Annotated in this window: 25 protein-coding genes and 1 pseudogene; 7 read left to right on the top strand and 19 right to left on the bottom strand. The window is 72.3% G+C overall.

Features of this window, described 5'->3' with window-relative positions; genetic code table 11:
- Positions 1 to 16: 16 nt before the first annotated feature.
- The 6 genes from AB0L21_RS04140 to clpS form a co-directional block, all read right to left on the bottom strand.
- Positions 17 to 295 carry a MoaD/ThiS family protein gene (locus tag AB0L21_RS04140; protein WP_014672988.1) on the bottom strand — a complete coding sequence of 93 codons (279 nt, stop codon included), beginning with the start codon at positions 293 to 295 and terminating at the stop codon, positions 17 to 19.
- Between the two features lie 88 nt (positions 296 to 383).
- Positions 384 to 479, bottom strand: a complete 96-nt coding sequence (locus tag AB0L21_RS04135) for a putative leader peptide (protein WP_309550412.1) — start codon at positions 477 to 479, stop codon at positions 384 to 386.
- A 79-nt stretch (positions 480 to 558) separates the two neighbouring features.
- The gene (locus tag AB0L21_RS04130; RefSeq protein ID WP_365703462.1) at positions 559 to 981 is read right to left on the bottom strand and encodes a M67 family metallopeptidase; all 423 of its coding nucleotides are present in this window, start codon (positions 979 to 981) and stop codon (positions 559 to 561) included.
- 144 nt (positions 982 to 1,125) lie between these two features.
- Entirely contained in the window at positions 1,126 to 2,544 is a 1,419-nt protein-coding gene (locus AB0L21_RS04125; RefSeq protein WP_365703464.1) for an amino acid permease, read from the bottom strand.
- Positions 2,545 to 2,873: 329 nt separating this feature from the next.
- Positions 2,874 to 3,479, bottom strand: a complete 606-nt coding sequence (locus AB0L21_RS04120; RefSeq protein ID WP_365703465.1) for a DUF2017 domain-containing protein — start codon at positions 3,477 to 3,479, stop codon at positions 2,874 to 2,876.
- 10 nt (positions 3,480 to 3,489) lie between these two features.
- The gene (clpS, locus tag AB0L21_RS04115) at positions 3,490 to 3,807 is read right to left on the bottom strand and encodes an ATP-dependent Clp protease adapter ClpS (RefSeq protein ID WP_188290919.1); all 318 of its coding nucleotides are present in this window, start codon (positions 3,805 to 3,807) and stop codon (positions 3,490 to 3,492) included.
- A 57-nt stretch (positions 3,808 to 3,864) separates the two neighbouring features.
- Between clpS and AB0L21_RS04110 the strand changes: the two genes are divergently transcribed.
- Positions 3,865 to 5,268 carry a nicotinate phosphoribosyltransferase gene (locus tag AB0L21_RS04110; RefSeq protein ID WP_365782097.1) on the top strand — a complete coding sequence of 468 codons (1,404 nt, stop codon included), beginning with the start codon at positions 3,865 to 3,867 and terminating at the stop codon, positions 5,266 to 5,268.
- 37 nt (positions 5,269 to 5,305) lie between these two features.
- A complete protein-coding gene (locus AB0L21_RS04105) occupies positions 5,306 to 5,899 on the top strand; it encodes an isochorismatase family protein (RefSeq protein ID WP_365703470.1) in 594 nt (197 codons plus the stop codon).
- A gap of 88 nt (positions 5,900 to 5,987) precedes the next feature.
- Here AB0L21_RS04105 and AB0L21_RS04100 read toward each other — a convergent pair whose 3' ends face one another.
- A complete protein-coding gene (locus tag AB0L21_RS04100) occupies positions 5,988 to 6,314 on the bottom strand; it encodes a hypothetical protein (RefSeq protein WP_365703472.1) in 327 nt (108 codons plus the stop codon).
- Positions 6,315 to 6,435: 121 nt separating this feature from the next.
- On the bottom strand, positions 6,436 to 8,793 hold the full coding sequence (locus tag AB0L21_RS04095) for an immune inhibitor A domain-containing protein (RefSeq protein WP_365782094.1): 2,358 nt from the start codon (positions 8,791 to 8,793) through the stop codon (positions 6,436 to 6,438).
- A 360-nt stretch (positions 8,794 to 9,153) separates the two neighbouring features.
- On the opposite strand from AB0L21_RS04095, the gene AB0L21_RS04090 reads away from it, so the two are divergent.
- A complete protein-coding gene (locus tag AB0L21_RS04090; RefSeq protein ID WP_365703476.1) occupies positions 9,154 to 9,390 on the top strand; it encodes a hypothetical protein in 237 nt (78 codons plus the stop codon).
- A gap of 93 nt (positions 9,391 to 9,483) precedes the next feature.
- On the opposite strand, the gene AB0L21_RS04085 is transcribed toward AB0L21_RS04090, so the two are convergent.
- Positions 9,484 to 10,179: an RDD family protein gene (locus AB0L21_RS04085; protein ID WP_365782091.1), complete on the bottom strand. Its 696-nt coding sequence runs from the start codon at positions 10,177 to 10,179 to the stop codon at positions 9,484 to 9,486.
- Between the two features lie 65 nt (positions 10,180 to 10,244).
- Entirely contained in the window at positions 10,245 to 11,810 is a 1,566-nt protein-coding gene (locus AB0L21_RS04080) for an RDD family protein (RefSeq protein ID WP_365782089.1), read from the bottom strand.
- A gap of 234 nt (positions 11,811 to 12,044) precedes the next feature.
- Between AB0L21_RS04080 and AB0L21_RS04075 the strand changes: the two genes are divergently transcribed.
- The gene (locus tag AB0L21_RS04075) at positions 12,045 to 12,458 is read left to right on the top strand and encodes an SsgA family sporulation/cell division regulator (protein ID WP_365782087.1); all 414 of its coding nucleotides are present in this window, start codon (positions 12,045 to 12,047) and stop codon (positions 12,456 to 12,458) included.
- Positions 12,459 to 12,500: 42 nt separating this feature from the next.
- Here AB0L21_RS04075 and AB0L21_RS04070 read toward each other — a convergent pair whose 3' ends face one another.
- The gene (locus AB0L21_RS04070) at positions 12,501 to 13,907 is read right to left on the bottom strand and encodes an FAD-linked oxidase C-terminal domain-containing protein (protein ID WP_365703484.1); all 1,407 of its coding nucleotides are present in this window, start codon (positions 13,905 to 13,907) and stop codon (positions 12,501 to 12,503) included.
- Positions 13,908 to 13,999: 92 nt separating this feature from the next.
- On the opposite strand from AB0L21_RS04070, the gene AB0L21_RS04065 reads away from it, so the two are divergent.
- Entirely contained in the window at positions 14,000 to 15,472 is a 1,473-nt protein-coding gene (locus AB0L21_RS04065) for a tetratricopeptide repeat protein (protein WP_365782085.1), read from the top strand.
- A 9-nt stretch (positions 15,473 to 15,481) separates the two neighbouring features.
- On the opposite strand, the gene hppD is transcribed toward AB0L21_RS04065, so the two are convergent.
- Positions 15,482 to 16,630 carry a 4-hydroxyphenylpyruvate dioxygenase gene (gene hppD / locus AB0L21_RS04060; protein ID WP_365782083.1) on the bottom strand — a complete coding sequence of 383 codons (1,149 nt, stop codon included), beginning with the start codon at positions 16,628 to 16,630 and terminating at the stop codon, positions 15,482 to 15,484.
- Positions 16,631 to 16,752: 122 nt separating this feature from the next.
- Here hppD and AB0L21_RS04055 point away from each other — a divergent pair, with 122 nt between their 5' ends.
- A complete protein-coding gene (locus tag AB0L21_RS04055) occupies positions 16,753 to 17,232 on the top strand; it encodes an Lrp/AsnC family transcriptional regulator (protein WP_365782081.1) in 480 nt (159 codons plus the stop codon).
- 12 nt (positions 17,233 to 17,244) lie between these two features.
- Here AB0L21_RS04055 and AB0L21_RS04050 read toward each other — a convergent pair whose 3' ends face one another.
- The 4 genes and pseudogenes from AB0L21_RS04050 to AB0L21_RS04035 all read right to left on the bottom strand — a co-directional run bounded on the left by AB0L21_RS04050 (position 17,245) and on the right by AB0L21_RS04035 (position 20,138).
- Positions 17,245 to 18,036 (bottom strand): S16 family serine protease, encoded by a 792-nt coding sequence (locus tag AB0L21_RS04050; RefSeq protein ID WP_365703492.1) that lies wholly within the window; start codon positions 18,034 to 18,036, stop codon positions 17,245 to 17,247.
- Positions 18,037 to 18,045: 9 nt separating this feature from the next.
- Positions 18,046 to 18,267, bottom strand: a pseudogene (locus AB0L21_RS04045) (hypothetical protein); the annotation flags it as partial.
- Positions 18,268 to 18,279: 12 nt separating this feature from the next.
- Entirely contained in the window at positions 18,280 to 19,392 is a 1,113-nt protein-coding gene (gene menC, locus AB0L21_RS04040) for an o-succinylbenzoate synthase (RefSeq protein ID WP_365782079.1), read from the bottom strand.
- Positions 19,389 to 20,138: a chorismate synthase gene (locus AB0L21_RS04035; RefSeq protein ID WP_365703496.1), complete on the bottom strand. Its 750-nt coding sequence runs from the start codon at positions 20,136 to 20,138 to the stop codon at positions 19,389 to 19,391. The genes menC and AB0L21_RS04035 overlap by 4 nt, the downstream gene beginning before the upstream one ends.
- Before the next feature lie 101 nt (positions 20,139 to 20,239).
- On the opposite strand from AB0L21_RS04035, the gene AB0L21_RS04030 reads away from it, so the two are divergent.
- Entirely contained in the window at positions 20,240 to 21,808 is a 1,569-nt protein-coding gene (locus AB0L21_RS04030) for a helix-turn-helix domain-containing protein (protein ID WP_365782077.1), read from the top strand.
- Here the strand turns inward: AB0L21_RS04030 and dapE are convergent.
- The 3 genes from dapE to AB0L21_RS04015 all read right to left on the bottom strand — a co-directional run bounded on the left by dapE (position 21,789) and on the right by AB0L21_RS04015 (position 25,241).
- Positions 21,789 to 22,844 carry a succinyl-diaminopimelate desuccinylase gene (dapE, locus tag AB0L21_RS04025; RefSeq protein WP_365703500.1) on the bottom strand — a complete coding sequence of 352 codons (1,056 nt, stop codon included), beginning with the start codon at positions 22,842 to 22,844 and terminating at the stop codon, positions 21,789 to 21,791. The two genes, AB0L21_RS04030 and dapE, sit on opposite strands and share 20 nt — an antisense overlap.
- On the bottom strand, positions 22,841 to 24,298 hold the full coding sequence (locus AB0L21_RS04020; RefSeq protein ID WP_365703502.1) for an amino acid permease: 1,458 nt from the start codon (positions 24,296 to 24,298) through the stop codon (positions 22,841 to 22,843). Before AB0L21_RS04020 ends, dapE begins: the two co-directional genes overlap by 4 nt.
- 301 nt (positions 24,299 to 24,599) lie before the next feature.
- A complete protein-coding gene (locus tag AB0L21_RS04015) occupies positions 24,600 to 25,241 on the bottom strand; it encodes a helix-turn-helix domain-containing protein (RefSeq protein WP_365782075.1) in 642 nt (213 codons plus the stop codon).
- Between the last annotated feature and the right edge of the window lie 152 nt (positions 25,242 to 25,393).

Genomic DNA, 25,393 nt, shown 5'->3' with positions numbered 1-25,393 from the left:
GCTGCTCAGCGACCGATCAGCGCATGCCGCCGGCGACGGCCGGCAGGATCGTCACGTTGTCGCCGTCGGACAGCTTGGTGTTGATGCCGTCCAGGAAGCGGACGTCCTCGTCGTTGAGGTACACGTTGACGAAGCGGCGCAGCTGGTCGCCGTCCACGATGCGGGCCTGGATGCCCGCGTGCCGCGACTCGAGGTCGGCGAACAGCTCGGCGAGGGTGCTCCCGTTGCCCTCCACCGCCTTCTGACCGTCGGTGTACTGGCGGAGGATGGTGGGGATGCGGACCTCGATGGCCATGGTTGCGGGCTCCTGTCAGGAAGTGTCGGAAGGTGTGGGCGCGCGGCGGGGCACGCCGCGGCTCACGGCCGTACGGCGGCGGGGAACGTCAACAGATGGCGCTGTTCAGCCTGCACAGATCGACGTGCAGCCGCGCCACGAGCAGCGTGCCCGGCGCCTTCTCGCTCACGTCGTTCAGAACCATGGGCTCATCGTATCGATTCCCGGTCCGGGTCCCGGAGTGTGATTCCACATCCCGGACGGAATCCGACCGGGTACTGAGATCAGTACGCCTCGACGACCTTGACCTCCTCCTCGGTGACCTCCCCTTCCAGGATGCGGAAGGAGCGGAACTGGAACTCTCCGACGCCGTCGGTGTCGGCGGTGGACACCAGGACGTAGTGCGCGCCGGGCTCGTTGGCGTAGCTGATGTCGGTCCGGGAGGGGTACGCCTCGGTCGCGGTGTGGGAGTGGTAGATGATCACCGGCTCCTCGTCGCGGTCGTCCAGCTCGCGGTAGAGCTTGAGCAGGTCCTGGGAGTCGAACTCGTAGAAGGTGGGCGAGCGGGCCGCGTTGAGCATCGGGACGAAGCGCTCGGGGCGGCCGGAGCCCACCGGTCCGGCGACCACGCCGCACGCCTCGTCGGGGTGGTCCTCGCGCGCGTGGGCGACGATCTGGTCGTAGAGCGCCTGGGTGATGGTCAGCATGGGGGTCAGGATAAGCAGAGGGGCCGTCCCGTACCGAGGGGTGGTACGGGACGGCCCACATGGCGGACGTCCTGAGCGGCGGCCGGCGGGGGCGCCACGAGAGCTCCCGACGGCCGGACGTCCTTTCCGAGGGTCTCGCGGTGGTCAGCCCACCTTCTCGAACTCCGGCTCGCGGCGGTCCGCGATGGACGGCGTCCGGGACTTCAGGACCAGCCAGCCGACGCCGAGGGCGACCGCCCAGACCGCCATCACGTACAGGCACACGCGGGAGTCGGCGTCGTAGGCGATCAGGCCGGTGACGAAGAGCAGGAAGGCGATGGCGATGTACGAGCACACCGCGCCGCCGGGAGCCGGGAAGGAACTGGCGGGCAGCCGGCCCGCGACGACCGCGCGGCGGTAGAGGACGTGGCTGACCAGGATCATCAGCCAGGTCCAGATGCCGGCCGCGGTGGCGACGGAGGTGACGTAGCCGAAGGCCTTCTCCGGGACGATGTAGTTCAGGACCACGCCGATGCCCATGAACAGCACCGAGACGGTGATGCCGAGGGCGGGGGTCTTGGTGGCCGACAGCTTCGAGAAGACCCGCGGGGCCTCGCCGTTGTCGGCGAGGGTGCGCAGCATGCGGCCGGTGGAGTACATGCCCGAGTTGCAGGACGACAGGGCCGCGGTGAGCACCACGAAGTTGACGATGCCGGCGCCGGCCGGGATGCCGATCATCGCGAACGCCTTCACGAAGGGACTGACGCCCGGCGCGAACTCGGTCCACTTCACCACGCACAGGATGACGGTGAGGGCACCGACGTAGAACAGCGCGATGCGCCAGGGCAGCGTGTTGATGGCCTTCGGGAGGGTCTTCTCCGGGTCCTCGGACTCGCCGGCGGTGACGCCGACCAGCTCGACGGCGAGGTAGGCGAACATCACGCCCTGCAGGGTCATCAGCGAGGAGCCGATGCCCTTGGGGAAGAAGCCGTCGAACTGCCACAGGTTCGCCACGTGCGCGGTGTCGCCCGCGGCGCTGAAGCCGAAGGTGAGCACGCCGAGGCCGATCACGATCATGCCGATCAGGGCGGTGACCTTGACCATGGAGAACCAGAACTCGATCTCGCCGAACAGCTTCACCGAGATCAGGTTGGCCACGAACAGGACCACCAGGAAGACCAGGGCCGTCACCCACTGCGGGATGTCCGGGAACCAGTAGTGGACGTAGATCGCGGCGGCCGTCAGCTCGGCCATGCCGGTCACGACCCACATCAGCCAGTACGTCCAGCCGGTGAAGTAACCGAAGAACGGGCCGAGGAACTCCCGGGAGTACTCGGCGAAGGAGCCCGAGACCGGGCGGTAGAGCAGCAGTTCGCCCAGGGCCCGCATGATGAAGAAGATGATCACGCCGGCGAGGGCGTACATCAGGATGAGGCTGGGACCGGCTTTCGCGATGTTCGCGCCGGCTCCGAGGAAGAGCCCGACGCCGATCGCGCCGCCGATGGCGATCATCTGGACCTGACGGCTGCCGAGTCCGCGCTCGTACCCCTCCTCAGGGGTGGTGGTGACCTTCTCAGAGGTCATGTGTGGTGCGCCTTTCTCCATGCCGACCCGGGCCTTTCGTCGGCCTCGGATCGGGTCTCGATCCCCCCGGATGATGGAGTTGTCTGCCTGGCCGACGGTCGTCGGCTCGGTGGCGCACCCGGCCGAACGAGGGTGGTGTCGGCCGGGCGGTCGTGAAGATTTATCACGGCCGCAATATTGATCACAGGGGCGCGATGTGGCGCATCACACAGGTAAAAGCGGACAAAGAGCGCCCGAATGCGGCAAAACAGGCCACAAAGGTGACGGGATCGTTATCCGGATTTGAGCGTCCTCTGAGCGAACACTTCCGGGGGCCAAAACCGCACGAACTACGGCATCAGGGTCGTCACCAGGGTCTCCTGGAGCCCGCCGAGCCACAGATAGGCCAGGACCATCGGCTTGCGCGGGTCCTCGTCCGGGAGCCGGTAGAGCAGGTCGGTGTCGTCCTCGTCGGTGATCTCCAGCCGGGAACCGATCGCCAGCCGCAGATCGTTGAGGGCGCCGAGCCACTGCCGGGACTCCTGCGGGGACAGCTTGAGCACCGCCCCGCCCTCGTCGACCGGGGCGAGCGCGTCCAGGCTGCGGATCACCCCGAGCGCGTTCTCCCGCTTGCCGGCGCGCAGGTCGTTCTCGGTGAAGCGGCGGAACTCGGCGGAGTGCGCCCGCCGCTCCTCGGCCTCGGCCGACGAGGCGGGGATCTCCTCCGGGTCGCTGTAGGCGTCCGGGAAGAGCCTGCGGAGCACCGGGTCGGCGGGCGGCTCGCTCGGCCCCTCCGCGAACAGCTCGGCGAGCGGGTCGTCCGGGGCGTCGGCGCCGGGTCCGGGACCGATGAGCTCCAGGAGCTGGACGGCCAGCGACCGGATGATGGAGATCTCGACGTCGTCGAGGGCGACGGCCGCGCCGCCGCCGGGGAGCGGTTCGAAGTGTCCGGGCATCTGGGTGCGTTTACTTCCGGTCCTGCTGGAGGGTGGCCCACAGACCGTAGCCGTGCATCGCCTGCACGTCGCGTTCCATCTCCTCGCGGGTCCCGCTGGAGACGACCGCCCGGCCCTTGTGGTGGACGTCGAGCATGAGCTTGGTGGCCTTGTCCTTGGAGTAGCCGAAGTACGTCTGGAAGACGTACGTCACGTAGCTCATGAGGTTGACCGGGTCGTTGTGGACGATCGTGACCCAGGGGACGTCGGGCTCGGGTACGGCGAAGACCTCCTCCGCCGACTCGGTGCGTTCGATCTCTACGGGCGCGGGTGACGTCACACAGCCCATGCTGCCACGGCCTCCATAAATCGTCACACCGACGAAAAGGGAGTACGATTCCTCGTCATGAACACAGCGGACCTTGGGCTGCCGGTGGACGTTCCCTCGACAGCGCTCTTCACGGACCAGTACGAGCTGACGATGCTGCGCGCCGCCCTGAAGGCCGGTACGGCCGAACGGCGGAGCGTGTTCGAGGTCTTCACGCGGCGGCTGCCGAACGGGCGCCGCTACGGCGTGGTGGCCGGCACCGGCCGCGTCCTGGACGCGGTGGAGAACTTCCGCTTCGACTCCGGCGTCCTCGGCTTCCTGCGCGAGCGGGACATCGTCGACGAGGAGACGCTGCGATGGCTCGCCGACTACCGCTTCGGCGGGGACATCTGGGGCTACCCCGAGGGCGAGGTGTACTTCCCCGGTTCCCCGATCATGCGCGTCGAGGGCAGCTTCGCCGAGTGCGTCCTGCTGGAGACCGTGATCCTCTCCATCCTCAACCACGACTCCGCCATCGCCGCCGCGGCCTCCCGGATGGCCTCCGCCGCCGGCGGGCGCCCGCTGATCGAGATGGGCGCCCGCCGCACCCACGAGCTGGCCGCGGTGGCCGCCGCCCGCGCCGCCTACGTCGGCGGCTTCGCGACCACCTCCGACCTGGCCGCCGGCTTCCGCTACGGCATCCCGACCGTCGGCACCTCCGCCCACGCCTTCACCCTGCTGCACGACCGCGAGCGGGACGCCTTCCAGGCCCAGGTCGACACCCTCGGCCGGGGCACGACCCTCCTGGTGGACACCTACGACGTCGCCGAGGCCGTCCGTACGGCGGTGGAGGTGGCCGGCCCCGAGCTGGGCGCGGTCCGCATCGACTCCGGCGACCTGCTGCTGGTGGCCCACCGGGTGCGGCAGCAGCTGGACGAGCTGGGCGCGACCGACACCAAGATCATCGTGACCTCCGACCTGGACGAGTACGCCATCGCCTCGCTGGCCGCCGCGCCCGTGGACGCGTACGGCGTCGGCACCCAGCTGGTGACCGGCTCCGGGCACCCGACCTCCTCCATGGTCTACAAGCTGGTCGCCCGCGCCGAGTCCGCCGACCCGAAGGCGCCGCTGCTGCCGGTCGCGAAGAAGTCCAGCGGCGGCAAGACGTCCATCGGGGGCCGCAAGTGGGCGGCGCGCCGGCTGGACGCGGAGGGGGTCGCGGAGGCCGAGGTCGTCGGCACCGGGCCGGTCCCGGCCGAGCTGGCCGACCGGCAGCTGCTGGTGCAGCTGATCAAGGGCGGCCAGGTGGTCGCCCGGGAGCCGCTGGACGTGCCCCGCGACCGCCACATCGCGGCCCGCGCGAATCTGCCGCTCTCCGCTACCCAGCTGTCCAGGGGGGAACCCGTCATTCCGACGGAGTACGTCGACGGGCGCTCGGGTAGCCAGAGCGGGACCCCGTCCGCCCCTCGACGCCCCCTCCCGCAGGAGCCCGGAATTCTCTAGGCTCAGTTACTTCACTCTCAGTCGAAGGACACCCACCATGCGCCGCGCCTTGATCGTCGTAGACGTGCAGAACGACTTCTGCGAGGGGGGCAGCCTCGCGGTGGCCGGCGGTGCCGACGTGGCCGCCGCCATCACCGAGCTGATCGGCCAGGCGGCGGGCACCGGGTACCGGCATGTGGTGGCCACCCGCGACCACCACATCGCGCCCGGCGGCCACTTCGCGGACAACCCCGACTACGTCCGCTCCTGGCCCGCGCACTGCGTCGCGGGCACCGAGGGGGTGGGCTTCCACCCGAACTTCGCCCCGGCCGTCGCCTCCGGCGCGGTGGACGCCGTCTTCGACAAGGGTGCCTACGCGGCGGCGTACAGCGGCTTCGAGGGCACGGACGAGAACGGCGTCCCCCTGGCCGACTGGCTCCACGCCCGGGAGATCACGGAGGTGGACGTGGTGGGCATCGCCACGGACCACTGCGTACGGGCCACGGCCCTGGACGCCGCGAGAGAGGGCTTCCGCACGCAGGTTCTCCTGGACCTGACGGCGGGCGTGGCCCCGGAGACGACGGAACGGGCCCTGGAGGAGCTGCGGGAAGCGGGCGTGGAACTGACCGGCAAGCCGGTGGTCAGCGGGTAGGGGAGCGCCCGAAGGGGCGCGGGGAACTGCGCGGGCGGCCACGAGGGCCCGCGGTCGCCGTACCCGCGCCACCACCCCCACAGGGGCGTCACCCCTGCCGCACCACCGCCGGCCCGCGCAGCAGCGCCCGGATCGGACGCCACAGCTCGTTCACGATGACACCGTTGTCGGCCGGGGCCGTGCGCCATATCAGGCCGTCGGGGTGGTGCAGGACCGCCGTGATCTCGTCCGGCGTCGGAGGCGCGGCGTTGCCCCGGAGGTAGACCGCCCGCAGTCCCAGGTTCCGGAGCCTGGTCAGGGCCCGGGCACGGTTCTGGGCGTGCACGAGAACCCGCACCCCGGCGGAGCCGTACGGCAGGTTCAGCGCCACCACCACCGTGCCGTTCGGCAGCTTGCAGAAGCCTCCAGCGGCCATGCGGTCACATCCCCGTTCCGGTCGGTGTCAATAAGCGGTCCACAGGACGCACCTAAACACGACCGGCGGCAACCCGCCAAGGGGTTGCCGCCGATACGCCTGTGACCTGCGGTGATGCGGACTACTTCACCGCGGGGCCGACCTTGAGCTGGATCGTGGAGCCGTCCTTGGCCTCCTTGACGATCGTGATCTTGGTGTTGGTGTCAGTGACCTTCACCCCACCCGTCCGGTTCGACGGGTCGTAGTAGGTGCTGGTGTGGTCGTTGAAGACCCGGACACCCTTCGAGCCCTTGATCTTGAGCGCGACGTCGGCCTTGTGCAGGGTGATGCCGTCCGTGCCGTAGATGCTGAACGGCGAGTCGTAGGCCTGGATGCGGTTGCGCAGCAGCGTGCCGTCGGTCCACTTCAGCGCCTTCGGGTGCGAGTCGATCGGCAGGATCAGACCGGTGCCCGGGTGGCCGTTGGCGGCGTTCGTGTTGTTGTCCGCCTGGGAGGTGTCCCACTTCCAGATCAGCAGGCCGTTCTGGTACGGGTAGTGCTCCACCCAGTCCGGGCGCGACGCGAAGCCGAAGTTGTACGGGCCCGTCTTCAGCGTCTTGTCGTACGACACGTACTGCCGGTTCTCGGCGATGTAGTACTGCTTGTAGTCCTTGGTGAAGGACGCGCCGATGCGGGTGAAGCCGTCCGCGGTCCAACCGGCGTCCGCGGTCTCGGCGTTGTCCGAGAACAGCGGGGTGCCGTCGGCGGTCACGGCGATCTCGTCGGCCGTGAAGCCGTTCTCCGCGACACCGCCGTCGGTGGCGTAGCGGAAGCGCAGGTCGATCTTCTTGCCCGCGTAGGCGTCGAGGGGGAACGCCAGCTTCTTGTGCGTCTGCGAGAAGCCGCTCAGCGCAGGCTTTCCGCTGGCGTCACGCGGCAGGGCCTGGCCGTCGGCCGTGCCGTCCAGGGCGGTCCAGTTGGCGCCGCCGTCGGTCGAGACCTCGGTGTAGACGTAGTCGTAGCCGGCCTCGGTGGCCCACCAGCCGTCCAGGGTGAGGCTCGCCGAGGACGTGCCGGTCAGGTCGACGGAACGGGTCAGCGTGTTCTTCAGGTTGTTTCCGCTGCCGCTCCACCACTGGGTGGCGCCCTGCGCCGGCTCGGTGACGGTGGTGGTGACCGCCTTGTCCGGCAGGGTCACCACGAGGGCCTGCTTGTCCCAGGTGTTGTACTCGGCGACGCCCAGCTTGTGCGTGGACTGCTTGCCGGCCTTGGCGGTGTCGTAGTTCAGCCAGCCCAGCTGGAGCTTGTCCCAGGCGTTCATGTCGCCCGGCAGGTCGCCGATGGACTCCTTGCCGGTGCCGAGCCAGGAGCCGGAGGACATCAGCGTCCAGAAACCGGTGGAGTTGTCGCCGCCGGCGGTGTCGTACTCGTCCGGCAGGCCGAGGTCGTGGCCGTACTCGTGGGCGAAGACGCCGAGGCCGCCGTTCTCCGGCTGGATGGTGTAGTCGCCGACCCAGATGCCGGTGTCGCCGACCTGCGTGCCGCCGAGCTTGTTGTTCTGGGGGCCGGTGGCGCCGGCGTCGGTGCCGAAGGCGTACCAGCGGTGGGCCCAGATCGCGTTCTCGCCCTCGGCGCCGCCGCCGGCGGACTCGTCCTCACCGGCGTGCACGATCTGGAAGTGGTCGACGTAGCCGTCCGGCTCGTTGAAGTCGCCGTCGCCGTCGAAGTCGTAGCGGTCCCACTCGTCGTACTTGGCGAGGTCCTTCTTGATGTCGGCGTCGGTACGGCCGGCCTTCTTCTGCTGGGCGACCCAGGCGTTCAGGCCGTCGCTGACGACGTTCCACACGCTCGGGCAGTTGGTGTCACCGCAGGCGTTGTTGCCGTAACGGGCCTCGTTGTAGGGGACCTTGACCCAGTCGGTGACCTCACCGGAGACCGAGTAGCGGCCCGAGGACTGCTTCTCGTAGTACTTCTTCAGCGACTCGGTCTTCTTGCCGGTGCCGAAGTAGAGGTCCTGGTAGTGCTTCCGGTTGTAGTCCTTCTGCCAGGCCGTCGAGTTGTCCTTCTTGCGGTCCGGCGCGGCGATCTTGTTGTGCAGCGGGCCCGGGGTGCCGCCGAACTTGGGGTCGGCCTGGTCGCCGAACTCCACCAGGATCGTGAAGATCTTGTCGGTCTTCTCGCGGCTCAGCTCGACGTACTTGCTCCGGCCCTTGCGGCTCTTGAGCTCGACGACCTTGGAGCCGTTGCGCTCCTTCGCGGTGGCCTTGCCGGATATCAGCTGGTTCAGGGCCTCCTCGCGCTGGGCCTCCTGGGTCTTGCTCAGCGGGCCGTCCAGGTCGTGCGCGCGCTGCTTCACCGGAGCCGGGTCGTGCCGGTTGGCCGCGGCGCTCCGGGCCTGGGTGCTCGCCTCCGCGACGGCGAAGGTCGCGAACGTGGCGGAGGCCGCCGCGAGCGTCACGCCGATGGCGGCCGCTCTGAACGTCCAGGATGTGCTGGTCACTTGAGTTCCTCCCCCGCGCCGCGCACACGGACAGAGGGTTCCGGGTCATGGAGGAATCCGTGCGCGCACGATCAACGCGTGTAGTCAAGTGACGACATTTGACTAGAGGTTTAGCTGAAAAGACAGACCTTGACTTGAGCAGGACAAGTGCACTATGCGGAGGTGGCGTTCGCTTTACGGACACGTGTCCCCCCGTCAACGGGCGCAAGCGAACGCCCGTTTGGCCGGGACGGTGACTCCGTGCGCCCCCTGTGCACCGGTACCGTGGGTTAGGTCACGCTTACCGGGCGTCCCGCTCGGGCATGCAGGCCAACAGAGTGGCACCCCCGACTTCCGAAGACTGCCGAGGACACGATTGCCATGCCTCGTCCGACCGCCGCACAGCTCGCCTACGGTTCCTGCACCGTGATCTTCTCGACGCTCGCCATGCTGCTGCTGTCCCAGACGAGTTCGGGCATCGGGGTCGCCGTCATCGCCCTCGCGGCACTCGCGCTGGGCCTGCTGGTCGCCCTGACGGTCCCCGTCCCCGGGGCGCCCGCGGAGCGGGTGCCCGCCGAGCCCGTCGCGGAGGAGGAACGCGTCCCCACGACCCTGTGAGCGGACAGGGACACAGCACCGCGGAGTTGCGACAGTGGCGGTTCCGGGATGTCCGGAACCGCCACTGCCGTGTGAGGACCCGCAGCAGGCGGCTCAACCGGTGCTGACCACCACCGTCTTGGCCGCCTTGTCGTGCAGGCCCTGTTTGTACGGCTTGTCGAAGAAGCTCCAACCGCCCGAGACGGCCGTCCAGATGCAGGCGCAGCAGAAGGCGAACGGCACCCACAGCACCAGGGAGCGGATCAGCATCGTCTGCACGGAGGGCGTGGCGCCGTTCTCCAGGTTGGCCACCCGCAGGCCGAGCCACTTCTTGCCGAGGGTCTGCCCCGACCTGGTCATCATGAAGGTGTCGTACGCGATGTAGAGCACGGCCGCGATGAAGGACTGGGCGAGGGACCTGCCGACCTCCGCGCGCTCGCCGTCGAACGTGTACGCACTCACCCCGAACGCCCAGGTGAGCAGCAGCACGACGATGCCGACCAGGATCATGTCGATGATGCGCGCGAGCGTCCGTTTGCCGCTGTCGGCGAGCGGGGGCATGCCGGCCAGCGGGTCGGCGGGGTAGCCGCCGGGGCCGTAGGGACCGCCGCCCGGACCACCGCCGTAAGGGCCACCGTCGTAGGGGCCACCGCCGTAAGGGCCGCCCCCGCCGCCGGGGGGAGGGGGCTGGGCGCCGCCGTACGGGGCGTCGTACGGCGAGCCCGAACCCTGGTCCGACGGGGGCCGCTTCCTGAAGGGGTCGTCCTCGGGGGGCTGCTCTCCGGAGCCGGGGGGCGGTTCGCTGCTCATGGCCCGAGTGGAACCCGAAGATCCCGGCTCCGCATCCGGCAGACGGCCGGACGGAGTACGCGCGCTCAGCCGGCCACGAAGGTGTGGGCCGCCTTGTCGTGCCAGCACTGGTGCCAGGGCCGGTCGAACAGGCACCACAGCACGCCCACGATCCCGACGACCAGCAGGCCCGGCACGCTGAGGACCAGCCAGCGCCGCAGCGCCGCGCCGAACGTCGGAGGCTCGTGCGCCTCGATGTCCCGCACTTCCAGACCGCACAGCTTCTTGCCGAGGGTGCGGCCCCACTTGGCCGTGGGCAGCACCTCGTACAGGACACCGGCCAGGAGCAGGACGGCGAGGACGATGCCGAGGCTGGTGCCGGTCGTGCCGTCGAGCAGCCAGACCGTGACCTCGCGGCCGGAGAGCCGGGCCGCGTCGATCTTCTGCTGGACGTGGTCCACGGCCCGGATGCCGAGCGGGACCGCCGCGGCGGCCGTCACGGCGCCGATGGCGAGCAGGTCGATCAGCCGCGCGGCGAGCCGCTTGCCGAGTCCGGCGGGGCGGGCGGCTGCCTGCCGGCGCGCCGCGGCCTGGAAGAGGTCCTCCACCGGCGGCTTCCACGGCGCCACGGGCTGCTCGTCCCCGCCCCCGGCCAGCTGATGCACCTGCTGCGCCCAGGAGGCCTGCCCGCCACCGGGTCCGCTGGTCAGGGGGGGGACGGGGGCACCGGCCTGGACGGGACCTGCCTGGTGGGGCACCGACGGGGCCACCGGGGAGGGGGCGGCCGGGGAAGGCTGGGGCATGGGGGAGGGCTGCGGGGTGGAGGGCGCCTGCGGTACCTGGGCCGCCGGGGAGGGCTGCGGGATGGACGGTGCCTGTGGGCCCTGGCTCCCCGGGGAGGGCTGCGGGGTGGAGGGCGCCTGCGGTACCTGGGCCGCCGGGGGTGTCTGTGCGGCGGCGCGGGCCGCTGCGGCCTTTCCGGCGCCGAAGCCGGAGTTCGCGGGCGCGCCGACCGGACCCTGCGTACCGAAGCCGGACGGGCCGCTGTCGGTGCCGGACGGGGCCGGCGGGGCGGACGGGACCGGGCGGAAGGTCATCGTGCCGTCGTCGGTGCGGTCGGCTGCCGCCGGGCCGGGGATCGGGCGGCGGAAGATGAAGGTGCCGGGGTCGTGGGGGTCGTCCTCCGTCGGCGGGATCGTCGCGGTGCCGTCGGTACGGGTGGTGGCACGGCCGTCGGGGGCGTCGGAGGCTTCGGCCGGCACCCGGAGGTCGGCGCCCCAGGGTTCACCGAGCTGACCATGCTGACCGGGTTGACCATGCTGACCGTGCCGGCCCGGCGCACCCGGCCGGCCCCACTGCGCACCCCGCTCGGGCTGCCCGCCCTGCCGGTCCTGCTGCCCCGTGCCGCCCGGCTGCTCCCCGTCCGGCGGGTCCTCGTCGAAGAAGTGGGGGCCCGTTTCCTCCACGGAGGGGGACGCCGGGCGGGCGCCGGGGGGCGGGGTGAGCGGTTCGCCGTTCTCCGGCGCCGGGCGGCTCGTGCCGGGCACCCAGGAGGCGCCGTTCCAGTACCGGACGTAGCCGGGGATGGACGGGTCCGGGTAGTAGCCCTCGCGGGGCCGGTCATCGCCTGGGGCCGGGGTTGGGGCGCTCATGTCCGTCGTCCCGTATCTGCTCGGGGGTGGGATGGGGGCCTCCACATCTATCAGACCCGGGCATCCCGCACCGCCACTCCCGCCGGACCCACCCCTTTCCGGGCAACACCGCACCGGACTCCCCCGGGCTCGCGAAAAGAAGTTCCTCGAACCCGCGTAATGGCCCGGCCCCTGCTCCCTCTCCCCCGGTGCGGGCCCGTCCTGGCGGCCCCGACGCGAAAGGAGACGCAGGTCATGCGGCACACCGTGGTGGAGCGCGAACTGGAGCTGAGGCTCATCCTGTCACCGGGGCGGAGCGTGCCGGTGCCGGCCCGGCTCGGCTACCGCTCCGACGACCCCTACGCCGTCCACATCACCTTCCACACCGACTCGGACCACCCCGTCGGCTGGACGTTCGCCCGCGACCTGCTGGTGGAGGGGGTGTTCCGGCCGTGCGGGCACGGGGATGTGCGGGTGTGGCCGACGAGGGCGGGCGGGCGCGGTGTCGTGCTGATGGCGCTGAGTTCGCCGGACGGCGACGCGCTGCTGGAGGCGCCGGTCCCGCAGGTGTCGGCCTGGCTGGAGCGGACGCTGCGGGCGGTGCCGCCGGGCACGGAGGGCGGGCAGCTGGGCATCGACGACGCGCTCGGCCAGCTGCTCGCCCGGTGAACGGCCCCCGGGAAAGGACCGGACGAGCGTGCCCGGGTGCCGTCAGAAGAGTTTGCCCGGGTTCAGGATGCCCAGCGGGTCGAAGACCTGCTTCACCGCCCGCTGCATCTCCACCCCGACCGGGCCGATCTCCCGGGCCAGCCACTCCTTCTTCAGGACGCCGACGCCGTGTTCGCCGGTGATGGTGCCGCCCAGCTCCAGGCCGAGGGCCATGATCTCGTCGAAGGACTCGCGGGCCCGGCGGGACTCCTCGGGGTCGCGGGCGTCGAAGCAGACGGTGGGGTGCGTGTTGCCGTCACCGGCGTGCGCGCAGAGCCCGATCGTGAGGTCGTACGCGGCGGCGATCCGCTCCACGCCCTCCAGCATGGCGCCGAGCCGCGAGCGGGGCACGCACACGTCGTCGATCATCGTCGTGCCCTTCACCGCCTCCAGCGCGGTCAGCGAGAGCCGCCGGGCCTGAAGGAGGAGTTCGGACTCGGCCGCGTCCTCGGCCGGGACCACCTGTGTCGCGCCGGCGGCCTCGCACAGGGCGCCGACGGCGGCGAGGTCGGCCGCCGGGTCCGGGGTGTCGAACGCGGCCAGCAGCAGCGCCTCGGTGGTCTCGGGCAGCCCCATGTGGGCGAGGTCGTTGACCGCCTTGACCGTCGTACGGTCCATGAGTTCGAGGAGGGACGGCACGTGACCGCCCTCCATGATCCGGCAGACGGCGTCGCAGGCGGCCGCCGCGGAGGCGAACTCGGCGGCCAGCACCAGCTGCCGGGGCGGCTTGGGCCTGAGCGCGAGCACCGCCCGGACGACGATGCCGAGGGAGCCTTCGGAGCCGACGAAGAGCCGGGTCAGGTCGTAGCCCGCGACCCCCTTCGCCGTACGCCGGCCGGTGGACATCAGGCGGCCGTCGGCGAGGACGACGTCCAGGCCGAGGACGTACTCGGCGGTCACGCCGTACTTGACGCAGCACAGGCCGCCGGAGGCCGTGCCGATGTTGCCGCCGATGGTGCACATCTCCCAGCTGGAGGGGTCCGGCGGGTAGTACAGGCCGTGTTCCCCGACCGCGCGGGACAGGGTCGCGTTGACCACGCCCGGTTCCACCACGGCGATCCGGTCGACGGGGCTGATCTCCAGGATGCGGTCCATCTTGGTGAGGGACAGCACGACGCAGCCGTCGGTGGCGTTGGCGCCGCCGGACAGGCCGGTGCGGGCGCCCTGCGGGACGACGGGGACGCGCAGCTCGGTGGCCGTGCGCATGACGTGCTGGACCTGCTCGACGGTGCGCGGGAGGACGACGACGGCGGGGCTGCCCGCCGGGCAGAAGCTCGCCATGTCGTGGGCGTAGGACGCCGTGACGTCGGGGTCGGTGAGGACGGCCTCGGGCGGCAGGCCGGCCAGGAGCCGGTCGGTGAGGTTACCGGTGTGCTCGTCGCGCGGCGCTTCGATACGGCTCATGATCACAGCGTGTCACTCGCGGCCATCGGTGTGAACCCCGCCCGCGCCGCCCTGCGGCCACGCGGATGTGCTGGTCGTATTGACGCACAGTGAGCGCCATGGACAACCGACAGTGCGTGGGTACGTCCCTGGTCCCGGAGCCGCCGGCGCCGCCCCGGCCCCGGCGGGTGCTGCGGCGGGTACTGGTCGCCTCGCTGGCGGGCGGTGTCGTGGCGGGCACGGTACTGATGCTGCTGCCGCACGAGCGGCGGCACGGGCCGGCCGTGCCGCCCGCCGCCGGTCCGCAGGCGCGGCCACGGGTCCAGACGCAGGCGCTGACGACGGTGACCTACGGGGTGCCGGCCGCGCTGCCCGGGCTGACCGCGCTCATCGGGCGGCAGGAGCAGCGGGTGCGGGCGCAGCCACGGGACGCCCGGGCGTGGGCGGTGCTGGGGTCGGCGTATGTGGCACGTGGGCGCCGGGCGGGTGACGCGGCGGACTATCCGAAGGCCGAGCGGGCGCTGCGGACCTCGCTGGAGGTGCGGGGCGGCCGGAACACCGAGGCGCTGGACGGCCTGGCCGCGCTGGCGCTCGCGCGCCGGGACTTCCCGGCGGCCAAGAGCTACGGCGAGCAGGCGCTGAAGGCGGCGCCGAAGCGGTGGCAGGCGTATCCGCCGCTGATCGACGCGTACACCGGGCTCGGCGACTACGAGAAGGCCCGCTCCACCCTGGACAAGCTGCTGGCGCTGCGCAACGATGCGACGGCGCGGCCTGCCGTGATGGCGCGGGCCGCTGCGGTGTACCGGGACCGGGGCTGGCGCGAGGACGCGGTGGCCCAGCTGACCGACGCGGCTGCCGCCGCCCGCACCCCGGCGGAGCAGGCCGCGTGGCTCACCGCGCTGGGACAGCTGGCGTGGGAGCGCGGGGACCTGCCGGACGCACTGCGGCACTTCGAGGCCGCGCTGCGGCTCGATCCCGACCAGCGGGCGGCACCGGCCGGGCGGGCGCGGACACTGGCCGCGCTGGGGCGCACGCCGCAGGCGCTGGCCGCGTACCGGGCCGCCGTCGCGAAGCAGCCGGACCCCGAGGATCTGCTGGAGCTGGGCGAGCTGTACGAGTCGCTGGGGCAGCCCGGGCTCGCCGAGGAGCAGTACACGCGGCTCAAGGCGGCGGTGCGGCGGGCGGTGTCGGGCGGGGTGGACGAGGAGGTGCTGATCGGCCGGTTCGAGGCGGACCACGGGGACCCGTGGGAGGCCGTGGAGCGGTTGCGGGAGGAGTGGCGGCGGCAGCCGGGGATCGAGGTGGCCGACGCGCTGGGCTGGGCGCTGCACCGGGCCGGTGAGGACCAGGAGGCGCTGACCTACGCGACCGCCGCGACGGACAAGGCGAAGGGGGGCGGGGTGCGCAGCGCGCTGTACGCGTTCCACCGGGGCGTGATCGAGGCGGAACTGGAGCGGTACGCGCCCGCGCGGCGGCATCTGGAGGAGGCGCTGCGCATCAATCCGTACTTCTCGCCGCTGAAGGCGCCGCTGGCGCGGGAGACGCTGCGGGAGCTGGGCGACGTACCCGACGAGCCGCCGCCCAGCGAGTAGGTCCCGCCCTTACAGGTTGCCCCGCTTGGCCTGCTCGCGTTCGATCGCCTCGAACAGCGCCTTGAAGTTGCCCTTGCCGAAGCCCATGGAGCCGTGCCGCTCGATGAGCTCGAAGAACACGGTCGGGCGGTCCTGGACCGGCTTGGTGAAGATCTGCAGCAGGTAGCCGTCCTCGTCGCGGTCGGCCAGGATCTTCAGCTCGCGCAGGGTCTCGACCGGCACGCGGGTGTCGCCGACCCACTCGCCGAGGGTGTCGTAGTACGAGTCGGGGGTGTCGAGGAACTCGACGCCGGCCGCGCGCATGGTGCGGACCGTCTGCACGATGTCGTTGGTGTTGAGCGCGATGTGCTGGACGCCCGCGCCGCCGTAGAACTCCAGGTACTCGTCGATCTGGGACTTCTTCTTGGCGATGGCGGGCTCGTTGATCGGGAACTTGACCTTGAGGGTGCCGTCCGCGACCACCTTCGACATCAGCGCGCTGTACTCGGTGGCGATGTCGTCGCCCACGAACTCCTTCATGTTCGTGAAGCCCATGACCTTGTTGTAGAAGGCCACCCACTCGTTCATCCGGCCGAGTTCGACGTTGCCGACGCAGTGGTCGATGGCCTGGAAGACGCGGTGGGCGGGCGGCTCGACCATCGGCTTGGCGGCGGTGTAGCCGGGCAGGTAGGGGCCGTCGTAGCCGGTGCGCTCGACCAGGGTGTGCCGGGTCTCCCCGTAGGTGGCGACGGCGGCGAGGACGACCGTGCCGTGCTCGTCCTTCAGCTCGTACGGCTCGGTGACGCTCTTCGCGCCCTGCTCGACGGCGTACGCGTACGCGGCGCGCGCGTCCGGGACCTCGATGGCCAGGTCGATGACGCCGTCGCCGTGCGCGGCGACGTGCTGGGCGAGGAAGTGGCCCCACGTGCTGCTCGGCTTGATCACGGAGGTGAGGACGAAGCGGGCGGAGCCGCTCTCCAGCACGTAACTGGCGGTCTCGCGGCTGCCGTTCTCCGGTCCGGAGTAGGCGACCAGCCGCATGCCGAAGGCGGTGGAGTAGTAGTGCGCCGCCTGCTTGGCGTTGCCCACGGCGAAGACGACCGCGTCCATTCCCTTGACCGGGAAGGGGTCGTCCTGCCGGGCGGTCGTGTCGGGAGTGAGGTCTGTGGTCTGCGTCATAGCGGAAGGGTGGCTCTGCTCTGCAAGGTGCGCAATAGTTCGCGCTATCGCTGGGCAATCTGACCAGTGGTACGACCGTCCCGGCGGTCTTTCTGTACAGGATGACCATCTCAGGGGGTCCCATGGCGATCGATCATCTGGACGGGCGCATCATCGGGCTGCTGGCCCGGGAACCGCGCATCGGGGTGCTGGAGATGTCCCGGCGGCTGGGCGTGGCGCGCGGGACCGTGCAGGCGCGCCTCGACCGGCTTCAGTCGAACGGGGTCATCCGCGGCTTCGGTCCGCAGGTGGATCCGGCGGCCCTCGGCTACCCGGTCACCGCGTTCGCCACCCTCCAGATCCGGCAGGGGCAGGGCCAGGACGTGCGGGCACATCTGGCGACCGTGCCCGAGGTGCTGGAGCTGCTGACCACCACCGGCAGCGGGGACATGCTGTGCCGGCTGGTGGCCCGCTCGAACGCCGATCTGCAACGGGTGATCGACCGGGTCGTCGGCTTCGACGGCATCGTCCGGGCCTCCACGGCGATCGTCATGGAGAACCCCGTTCCGCTGCGGATCATCCCGCTGGTGGAGCAGGCGGCGGCGGACGCCGAACGGACGTAGGCGACCTGGGAATCAACAGCTCGGGACCGTGCCCTTGCCCGTCTCCAGCGCCACCAGGGAGTCGACCGCGCCCTTGAGCGTGGTCACCGGGACCAGTCGCAGCCCCTTCGGCAGCTCCGCCTCGGCGTCGGCGCACTCCGCCTTCGGCACCAGGAAGACGGTGGCCCCGTCCCGGCGCGCGGCCTGCGTCTTCAGGGCCACCCCGCCGACCGCGCCGACCTTGCCGGCCGCGTCGATCGTGCCCGTACCGGCGATGACGCGGCCCCCCGTGAGGTCGCCGCCGCTGCCGTCGCCGTCCAGCTTGTCGATGATCCCCAGGGAGAACAGCAGCCCCGCGCTGGGCCCGCCCACGTCGGCGAGTTTCAGCGTGACCTTGACCTGGCCGGCGCCGAGTCCCAGGTACTTCAGCGCCGCCTGGGTCGCCGCGTCCTGGGACTGCCGCATCTGCGCCTCGTTGTGCCGCTCGATCTCCTTGACGGTGTCGCCGCTCGGGTAGACCGAGTCGCGCGGCAGCACCGCGCGGTCGGTGCGGAACCAGCTGTCGACCACGTCACCGAGCCCGACCCGGGCATCCGGACCGGTCGCCTCGATCGTGGTCATCCGCAGCTGCCCGCTGGTCCTACGGGTCTCCGCCCCCGAGACCGTGATCACCGGGGTGCCCTGGTTCCGCCCGAGCACGTTCGCCGTCATGCCGGGCTGCGCCACCGAGAACGGCAGCGGCGCGAACGCCGCCGTGGCGAGCAGGGCCACGACGGGCAGCGCGCAGACGGCGAGGGCCTGGGGGCGTGTGAGACGTGAGAGCACGAGGTCAATCTAACGTGACGACCACGTGCCCTTTCTGCCGCGTGCAGGACCCGTCATGCCGCGCAGAGGTCCCGGCGCGTCCGGCAGGGGCGTGACGCCGATGCCGGGACCGTCCGGGACGGGCAGGCGGCCGTCCGCGCCGAGGACGAACGGCTCGGTGATGTCCTCCGCGAAACAGCGGCTGGACGCCGAGGTGTCCCCGGGCAGCGCGGCCAGGGCGAGGTCGGGCGCGTTCGGGTCCCGTCACGCCCTGTGAAGGTCCCGGCGCGCCCGCGTGAAGCGGCGCAGCGCGTCCGGCAGGGGCGTGACGCCGATGCCGGGGCCGTCCGGGACGGGCAGGCGGCCGTCCGCGCCGAGGACGAACGGCTCGGTGATGTCCTCCGCGAAATAGCGGCTGGACGCCGAGGTGTCCCCGGGCAGGGTGAACCCGGGCAGCGCGGCCAGGGCGAGGTTGGGCGCGCGGCCGATGCCGGTCTCCAGCATGCCGCCGCACCACACCGGCACCCCGTGCGCGTGGGCCACGTCGTGGACCCGGCGGGCCTCCAGATAGCCGCCGACCCGGGCGGGCTTGACGTTGACCACCCGGCAGGCGTCCAGGGCGATGGCGGACGCGGTGTCCCGGGCGTGGTGCAGGGACTCGTCCAGGCAGACCGGGGTGCGCAGCCGCTTCTGGAGCTGCGCGTGGGCGTGCAGGTTGTTCTCCTCCAGCGGCTCCTCGATGAGCAGCAGCCCGAACGCGTCCAGCCGCCGCAGGTGCTCGGCGTCGGCGAGGGTGTAGGCGGTGTTGGCGTCGACCTGGAGGGGGAGGTCGTCGCCGAAGCGCTCGCGGACCGCCCGCACCGGCTCGACGTCCCAGCCGGGCTCGATCTTCAGCTTGATGCGGACGTACCCCTCGGCGAGGTAGCGCTCGACGTCGTCCAGCAGCTCGGGCACCGAGTTCTTGATGCCGACGGAGACCCCGGCGGGCACCCGGTCCCGCACCGCGCCCAGGTAGGTCGCGAGCGACATGCCGTACCCGCGCAGCTCCGCGTCGAGCAGGGCCGTCTCCAGGGCCGCCTTCGCCAGCTCGTGGCCCTTGATCTTCGCCAGGGCGGGGGCCAGCGCGGCCGTGGTGAGGTGCGGGAGCGCGGCCACGCGGGGCAGCAGGAAGTCGCGCAGCACGATCTCGGCGCCGGCGACGAACTCCGAGCAGTACAGCGGCTCGGGGTCGGCGGCGAACTCCGACCAGCCCTCGGCCGAGTCGGTGACGACGCGCAGCAGGAAGGTGTCCTTCGTCGTCATGGTCCCGAAGGACGTACGGAACGGGGTGACCAGCGGGATCGCCACATGCACGATCTCCACGCGCTCCAGCTTCACGCGGCCTCCTCGGTCCGGGTCAGCGTGTACCAGCCGTCGCGGGACATCCCGGTGGCCCGGAACCCCTCCGTGAAGGCCTCCAGGAACACCTCGCGCACGGCGTGCCGCCAGCGCAGCGCCAGGGCGGGATCGGCGGCGCGCAGCGTGACGACGTCGTCCGGGACCCGGCACCAGACGTGCCGCCCGGCGCGCCGGACGAGCGGCCCGCCGTCGGGGGCGCCGCGCAGGACGGGCCCGTGCGGCTCGGCGTCGTACGGCGTTCCCCGCGCCGTCAGGTCCCAGGTCACCGTCAGGCGGTCGCTCTCGTCGCCGTCGTTCACGCCGTCGGTCATGGGGCCGTAGAAGTCGACCAGGTACTCGGTGCCGACGGCACCCAGCTTGACCAGGTTGAAGCGGGCGTTGCGGCCGACCAGCGGGTCGAAGGTCCAGCGCATGGTGCGGGCGCCGAGGGCGACGGCCCACTCCCGCTGGGCCAGCTTCAGGCGGTGCCCGAGACCGCGCTCGGCGGCGGCCACCAGGGAGTACGTGCTCCGGTCCGGGCCGAGGACGGCGACGGACGCCCCGGCGAGCCGCTGCCCGTCGTGGGCGGCGTGCACGGCGCCGCCGGCGTGGACCAGGCTGTGCAGGACCTCGGCCGGGTAGGGCGGGGCGGTGCGGGGTGTCCGCCAGACGTCGCTGAAGTGGTCGGCGACGGCCGCGAGCCCGGCGACGTCGTGGACGGTACGGATGGTGGCTCCTCCTGTCATGGGACGAGTCTCGGAGGCCCCGGAGGCGGATGTGTTGTGCGAGCGGCCAAGGCACGCGTACGTTCGTTGCACCATCCGCCAACCGGCAAGCTGAGGAACTCATGGACGCCTGCACCCTCGGCGACCTCCTGGACGTCGTCGGCGCCCCCGCGCTGCGCCTGCACACCGCCCCCGCCGGGCTCACCGCCCCGGTCACCGAGACGGTCCTGTACGAGGGCCGCACCCCGCTCCCAAGGCTGCCCGGCGCGCTGCTGCTGGCGGTCGGGGTGCCGGCGGCGGACGCGGGACCCCTGCTGGAGGCGGCGGCGGAGGCGGGGCTGACCGGGGTGGTGGTGCGCGGCGCGGACGGGCCGGTCGCGGCGGCGCGGGAGCACGGCGTGGCCCTGCTGTCGGTCGCGGACGACGCGGCCTGGCACCGGGTCCATCTGCTGCTGGCCTCGGCTGTCGCCGCCCGGCCCGCCGCCCTCGCCGCCGACACCGGGGCGGGCGACAGCGGGCTCGGCGATCTGTTCGCGCTGGCCGACGCCGTCGCGACGGCGACCGGCGGGGCCACCGCCATCGAGGACCCGCGCCAGCGGATCCTCGCCTACTCCACGGTCCCCGGCCAGCCCGTGGACGAGGACCGCCGGCAGGGCATCCTCGGCCGGCAGGTGCCGGCCAGCGCCGAGAACACCGAGCAGTACCGGCGGCTGTTCGCCGCCGACCGGCCGGTGCGGCTGCCCGCGCTGACCGGCAGCGGCCTGCCCCGGCTGGCGATGCCGGTCCGGGCCGGCGGGGAGACCCTCGGCTCGGTGTGGGTGATCGACGGCGGCTCGCTCGCCCCGGACGCCGAGGACACCCTCGCCCAGGGCGCCTCCACCGCCGCGCTGCTCCTGCTGCGCGCCCGGGCGGCCCGGGAACTGGCCCGGCACCGGGGCGGCGACCTGCTGCGCCGGCTCCTGGACGGCACGGCGGACGACCCGGCGACGGCCGCCGCCCGCCTGGGCGTCGACGGCCCGGCCCGGGTGGCGGCCTTCGTCCTGGACTCCGGCGCGAGCGTCCCGGACGCCGAACGCACCGCGCTGCGCCTGCTGGACGTCGTACGCCTGCAGTGCGAGGCCCGCTACGGCCGGCACGCGTGCGTGCTGCTGGACGGGGTGGTGTACGCGGTGCTGCCCGGGCCGGGAGAGCGGCACCGGGCGCTCGCCGGGGACATCGTGGCGCGGGCCGGGCAGGCACTGCGGGTGCCGGTCCGTGCGGCGCTCGGCGAGCTGGTGCCGGACGCGGACGGGCTCACGGACTCGCGGGCGGACGCCGACCTGGTGCTGCGGGTCCTGGACGCGGACCTGCCGGTGGCCGTGGTGGACGAGGTGCGGGCCCGGGTGACGCTGCTGCGGCTGGCCGAAGTGATGGAGGGGCGCCGGGAGTTGAGCGCGGGCGCGTGGCGGCGGGTGCTGGCGTACGACGCCGGGCACGGCACCGAGTACGCGCGCACGCTGGTGTGCTGGTTCGACGCGGGCTGCGACATGGCCGGCGCGGCCAGGCTGCTGGCCGTGCACCCCAACACCTGCCGCTACCGCCTCAGGCAGCTCCAGCAGCACGCCGGGGTCGACCTGGACGACCCCGACGAACGGCTGGTGCTGTGGCTTCAGTTGCGGACGCTGGCCGGGCTCAGCGCAGCCACGCCCTGAGCCGGGCCTCGCACTGCTCCAGGTGCGCCACGGGGACGTACTCCCCCGCCGTGTGCGCCAACGAGGGGTCGCCGGGGCCGTAGTTGAGCGCGGGCACCCCGAGCGCGGTGAACCTGGCCACGTCGGTCCACCCCAGCTTGGCCCGCGGCTCGGCCCCGAGGGCGGCCACCAGCGGGCCCACCCGGTCCAGGTGCGGCAGCGCCCCTCCGGTGACCTCGGTGACCCGCACCTCGTACTCCGGGAAGAGCCCCCGCACGTACGCCTCCGCCTGCTGAGCCGAACGGCTGGGCGCGAAACGGCAGTTGACGGTCACGACACACTCGTCGGGTACGACGTTCCCGGCGACCCCGGCGCGTACGGCGACCGCGCTGATCCCCTCCCGGAACTCCAGTCCGTCGATCACGACCCGCTCCGGGACGTGTGCGTCGAGCCGCTGGAGCACCTGCCCCGCCTTGTGCGCGGCGTTGGTGCCCTGCCAGGCGCGGGCGGTGTGCGCGCGGGCGCCCCTGACCACGATGTCGGCGGTCAGGATGCCCTGGCAGCCGGCCTCGACACCGGCGTCCGAGGGCTCCATGAGGATCGCGAGGCCGGCCTCCTCCAGCAGTCCCGGCCGGGCGGCGGCGATCCGGCCGAGCCCGTTCCGCTCCCCTTCGACCTCCTCGCACTCGTAGAAGACGTACGTGAGATCGCGGGCGGGCTCCGGCACGGTGGCCGCGAGCCGCAGCGCGACGGCCACCCCGCCCTTCATGTCACAGGCGCCGAGCCCGTGGACCCGCCCGCCGGCGAGCCGGGAGGGCAGGTTCCCGGCGGCCGGCACGGTGTCCAGGTGCCCCGCGATCAGGGCACGCTCGCCGCGCCCGAGGTCGGTGCGGGCGACGACGGAGTTGCCGACCCGGTCCACGACGAGGTGCGGCAGGCGCCGGAGGGCCGCTTCCACGGCATCCGCGATCCGCTTCTCCTCCCCGCTCTCGGAGGGCAGATCGACGAGGGCGCGGGTCAGGGTGACGACGTCGGCGGTGAGATCGAGGGCGGTCATGCGGGGTCTTCCTGGGTCTGGGCGAGCTTGGAGTGCCGGATGCCGTAGAGGCCGTAGACGACGAGCCCGGCCGCCAGCCACGCGCCGAACGCGATCCAGGTGTCGGCGCCGAGGCTGCACAGCATGAAGCCGCAGAAGGCGACGCCGAGCAGGGGCGTGACCGGGGAGAACGGCACCCGGAAGGAGCGGGGCGCGCCGGGGTCGCGCCGGCGCAGCAGCACCACCGCCAGGTTGACCAGCATGAACGCGAAGAGGGTGCCGATGCTGGTGGCGTCGGCGAGGCTGCCGAGCGGGACGAGCGCGGCGAGGACGGCGATGAAGCCGGAGACGATGACGGTGCCCGCGCGGGGCACCCCGGTGCGCGGGTGCACCTTGGCGAACAGCGGCGGCACGAGTCCGTCCCGGGCCATGGCGAACAGGATGCGGATCTGCCCGTACTGCACGGTGAGCACGACGCTGGTGGTGGCGACGACGGCCCCCACGGACAGCAGGACCGGCCACAGGCTCCCGCCGCCGACGGCCCGCACGAGCACCTCGCTCAGCGTCGCCTCGGTCCCCGCGAACTCCCGCCAGGGCATCGCGCCGAGCGCGGCGACGGCGACGAGGACGTACAGGGCGGTGACGAGGACGAGGGACAGGATGATCGCGCGGGGCAGGTCCCGCTGCGGATCACGCGCCTCTTCACCCGCCGTGGAGGCCGCGTCGAACCCGATGTAGGAGAAGAAGAGGGAGGCCGCTCCGGCGCTCATGCCCGCCGCGCCGAGCGGGAACAGGGGCTGGAAGTTGCCGGCCCGGAAGGCGGTGAAGGCGACGGCGCAGAACAGCACCAGAGCCGCGACCTTGACGGCGACCATGACGGTGTTGGCGACGGCGCTCTCCTTCGCGCCGCGCAGCAGCACCACCATGGCGAGGACGACGATGAGGGCGGCCGGGACGTTGAGCACACCACCGGCGCCGGGCGGCGCGCTGAGGGACGCGGGCAGGGAGAGGCCGAGGGTGAGCTCCAGCAGCTCGTTGACGTACTGCCCCCAGCCCACGGCGACGGCGGCGACCGACACCCCGTACTCCAGGATCAGACACCAGCCGCAGACCCAGGCGACCAGCTCGCCGAGGGTGGCGTAGGCGTAGCTGTACGACGACCCGGAGCCGGGGATCATACCGGCCAGCTCCGCGTACGACAGCGCGGAGAACAGAGCGGTGACGCCGGCCAGCACGAAGGACACGACGACGGCGGGACCGGCCTGAGGCACGGCCTGCCCCAGCACCACGAAGATCCCGGTGCCCAGGGTGGCCCCCACGCTGAGCAGGGTGAGCTGGGCCACGCCCATCGTCCGCTTCAGCGGACTCCCGGCGGCTTCACCGACGAGGTCCCCGATGGTCTGCCGCCGGGTGAGCCTGCCTGCCGTACGTCCTGTCCGCCGACCTGGTGCGGCAGCCGTCCCCACTCTGTCCACCGTGCCGTTCCCTCCGCCTCGGGGTTGCTTGGCCCTTGATGATGCGGAGGGGAGGGCGCGCGGGGGTGTGCGGATCGGCCAAAGGTCGGAGAGCGGGATTGGAGCAGTGGCCAAGGGGTGCGAGGGGTGACGGGGGGTGCAAGCGGTGAGGGGGGCCGGGTGCTGACGGTGCACGCGGTGCTGGGGGTGCGGGCGGTGCCGAGGATGCGGGGGCCGTTGGCGAGTGCGGCGAGCGGGTGGCTGGTCGCGCAGGTCCGCGCGTCCCTTCCGGGGCGCTGCGGTGCCGTCGGCCGCGACGGGCTCAGCGCAACGCTTCCGCGACCTCCCTCGCCGCCTCCACCACCCGCGCCCCCACCCGCTCGGGCACGGCGTCCGCGAGCATCACCACACCCACGCTGCCCTCGACCCCCGTCACCCCGACCAAGGGCGCCGCGGCGCCGCTCGCCCCCGCCTCCAGCTCCCCGTGCGTGAGCGTGTACCCGGGATCGGAGGACGCCGACTGCCGCGCGGCGAGGATCGCCTTGCCGGCCGCACCCCGGTCCAGCGGATGCCGGAACCCGGCCCGATAGGCCACGTGGTAGTCCGTCCAGGTGGGCTCCACCACCGCCACGGCCAGCGCCTCGGACCCGTCCACGAGGGTGAGGTGCGCCGTCGCCCCGATGTCCTCCGCGAGCGACCGCAACGCGGGCAGCGCGGCCTCCCGTACCAGCGGATGCACCTGCCGTCCGAGCCGCAGCACGCCGAGTCCGACCCGGGCTCGCCCGCCGAGATCACGCCGTACGAGCGCGTGCTGCTCCAGCGTCGCGAGCAACCGGTACACCACGGTCCGGTTCACGCCCAGTTTGGTGGACAACTCGGTGACGGTCAGCCCGTGGTCCGTGTCGGCCAGCAGCTTGAGGACGCGCAGTCCCCGGTCGAGCGTCTGAGAGGTCTCCGCGGTCACGACGCCCACTCCTTTGGCGGTGAGGTCGGCAGCCCCTGTTCGGCGGATGCGTCACCGAGTCCCGTCGGCGACGCGCTGGAGAGGCCGCCGATCGGCAGGACGGCCCGGCGGCTCCCGGGCCGAGTCGCTTCACGGCTGCGCTCCGCGGCGGC

The sequence above is a fragment of the Streptomyces sp. NPDC052721 genome (assembly GCF_040678315.1).
GTDB lineage: Bacteria > Actinomycetota > Actinomycetes > Streptomycetales > Streptomycetaceae > Streptomyces.
This window is presented reverse-complemented; position numbering and strand designations above follow the sequence as displayed.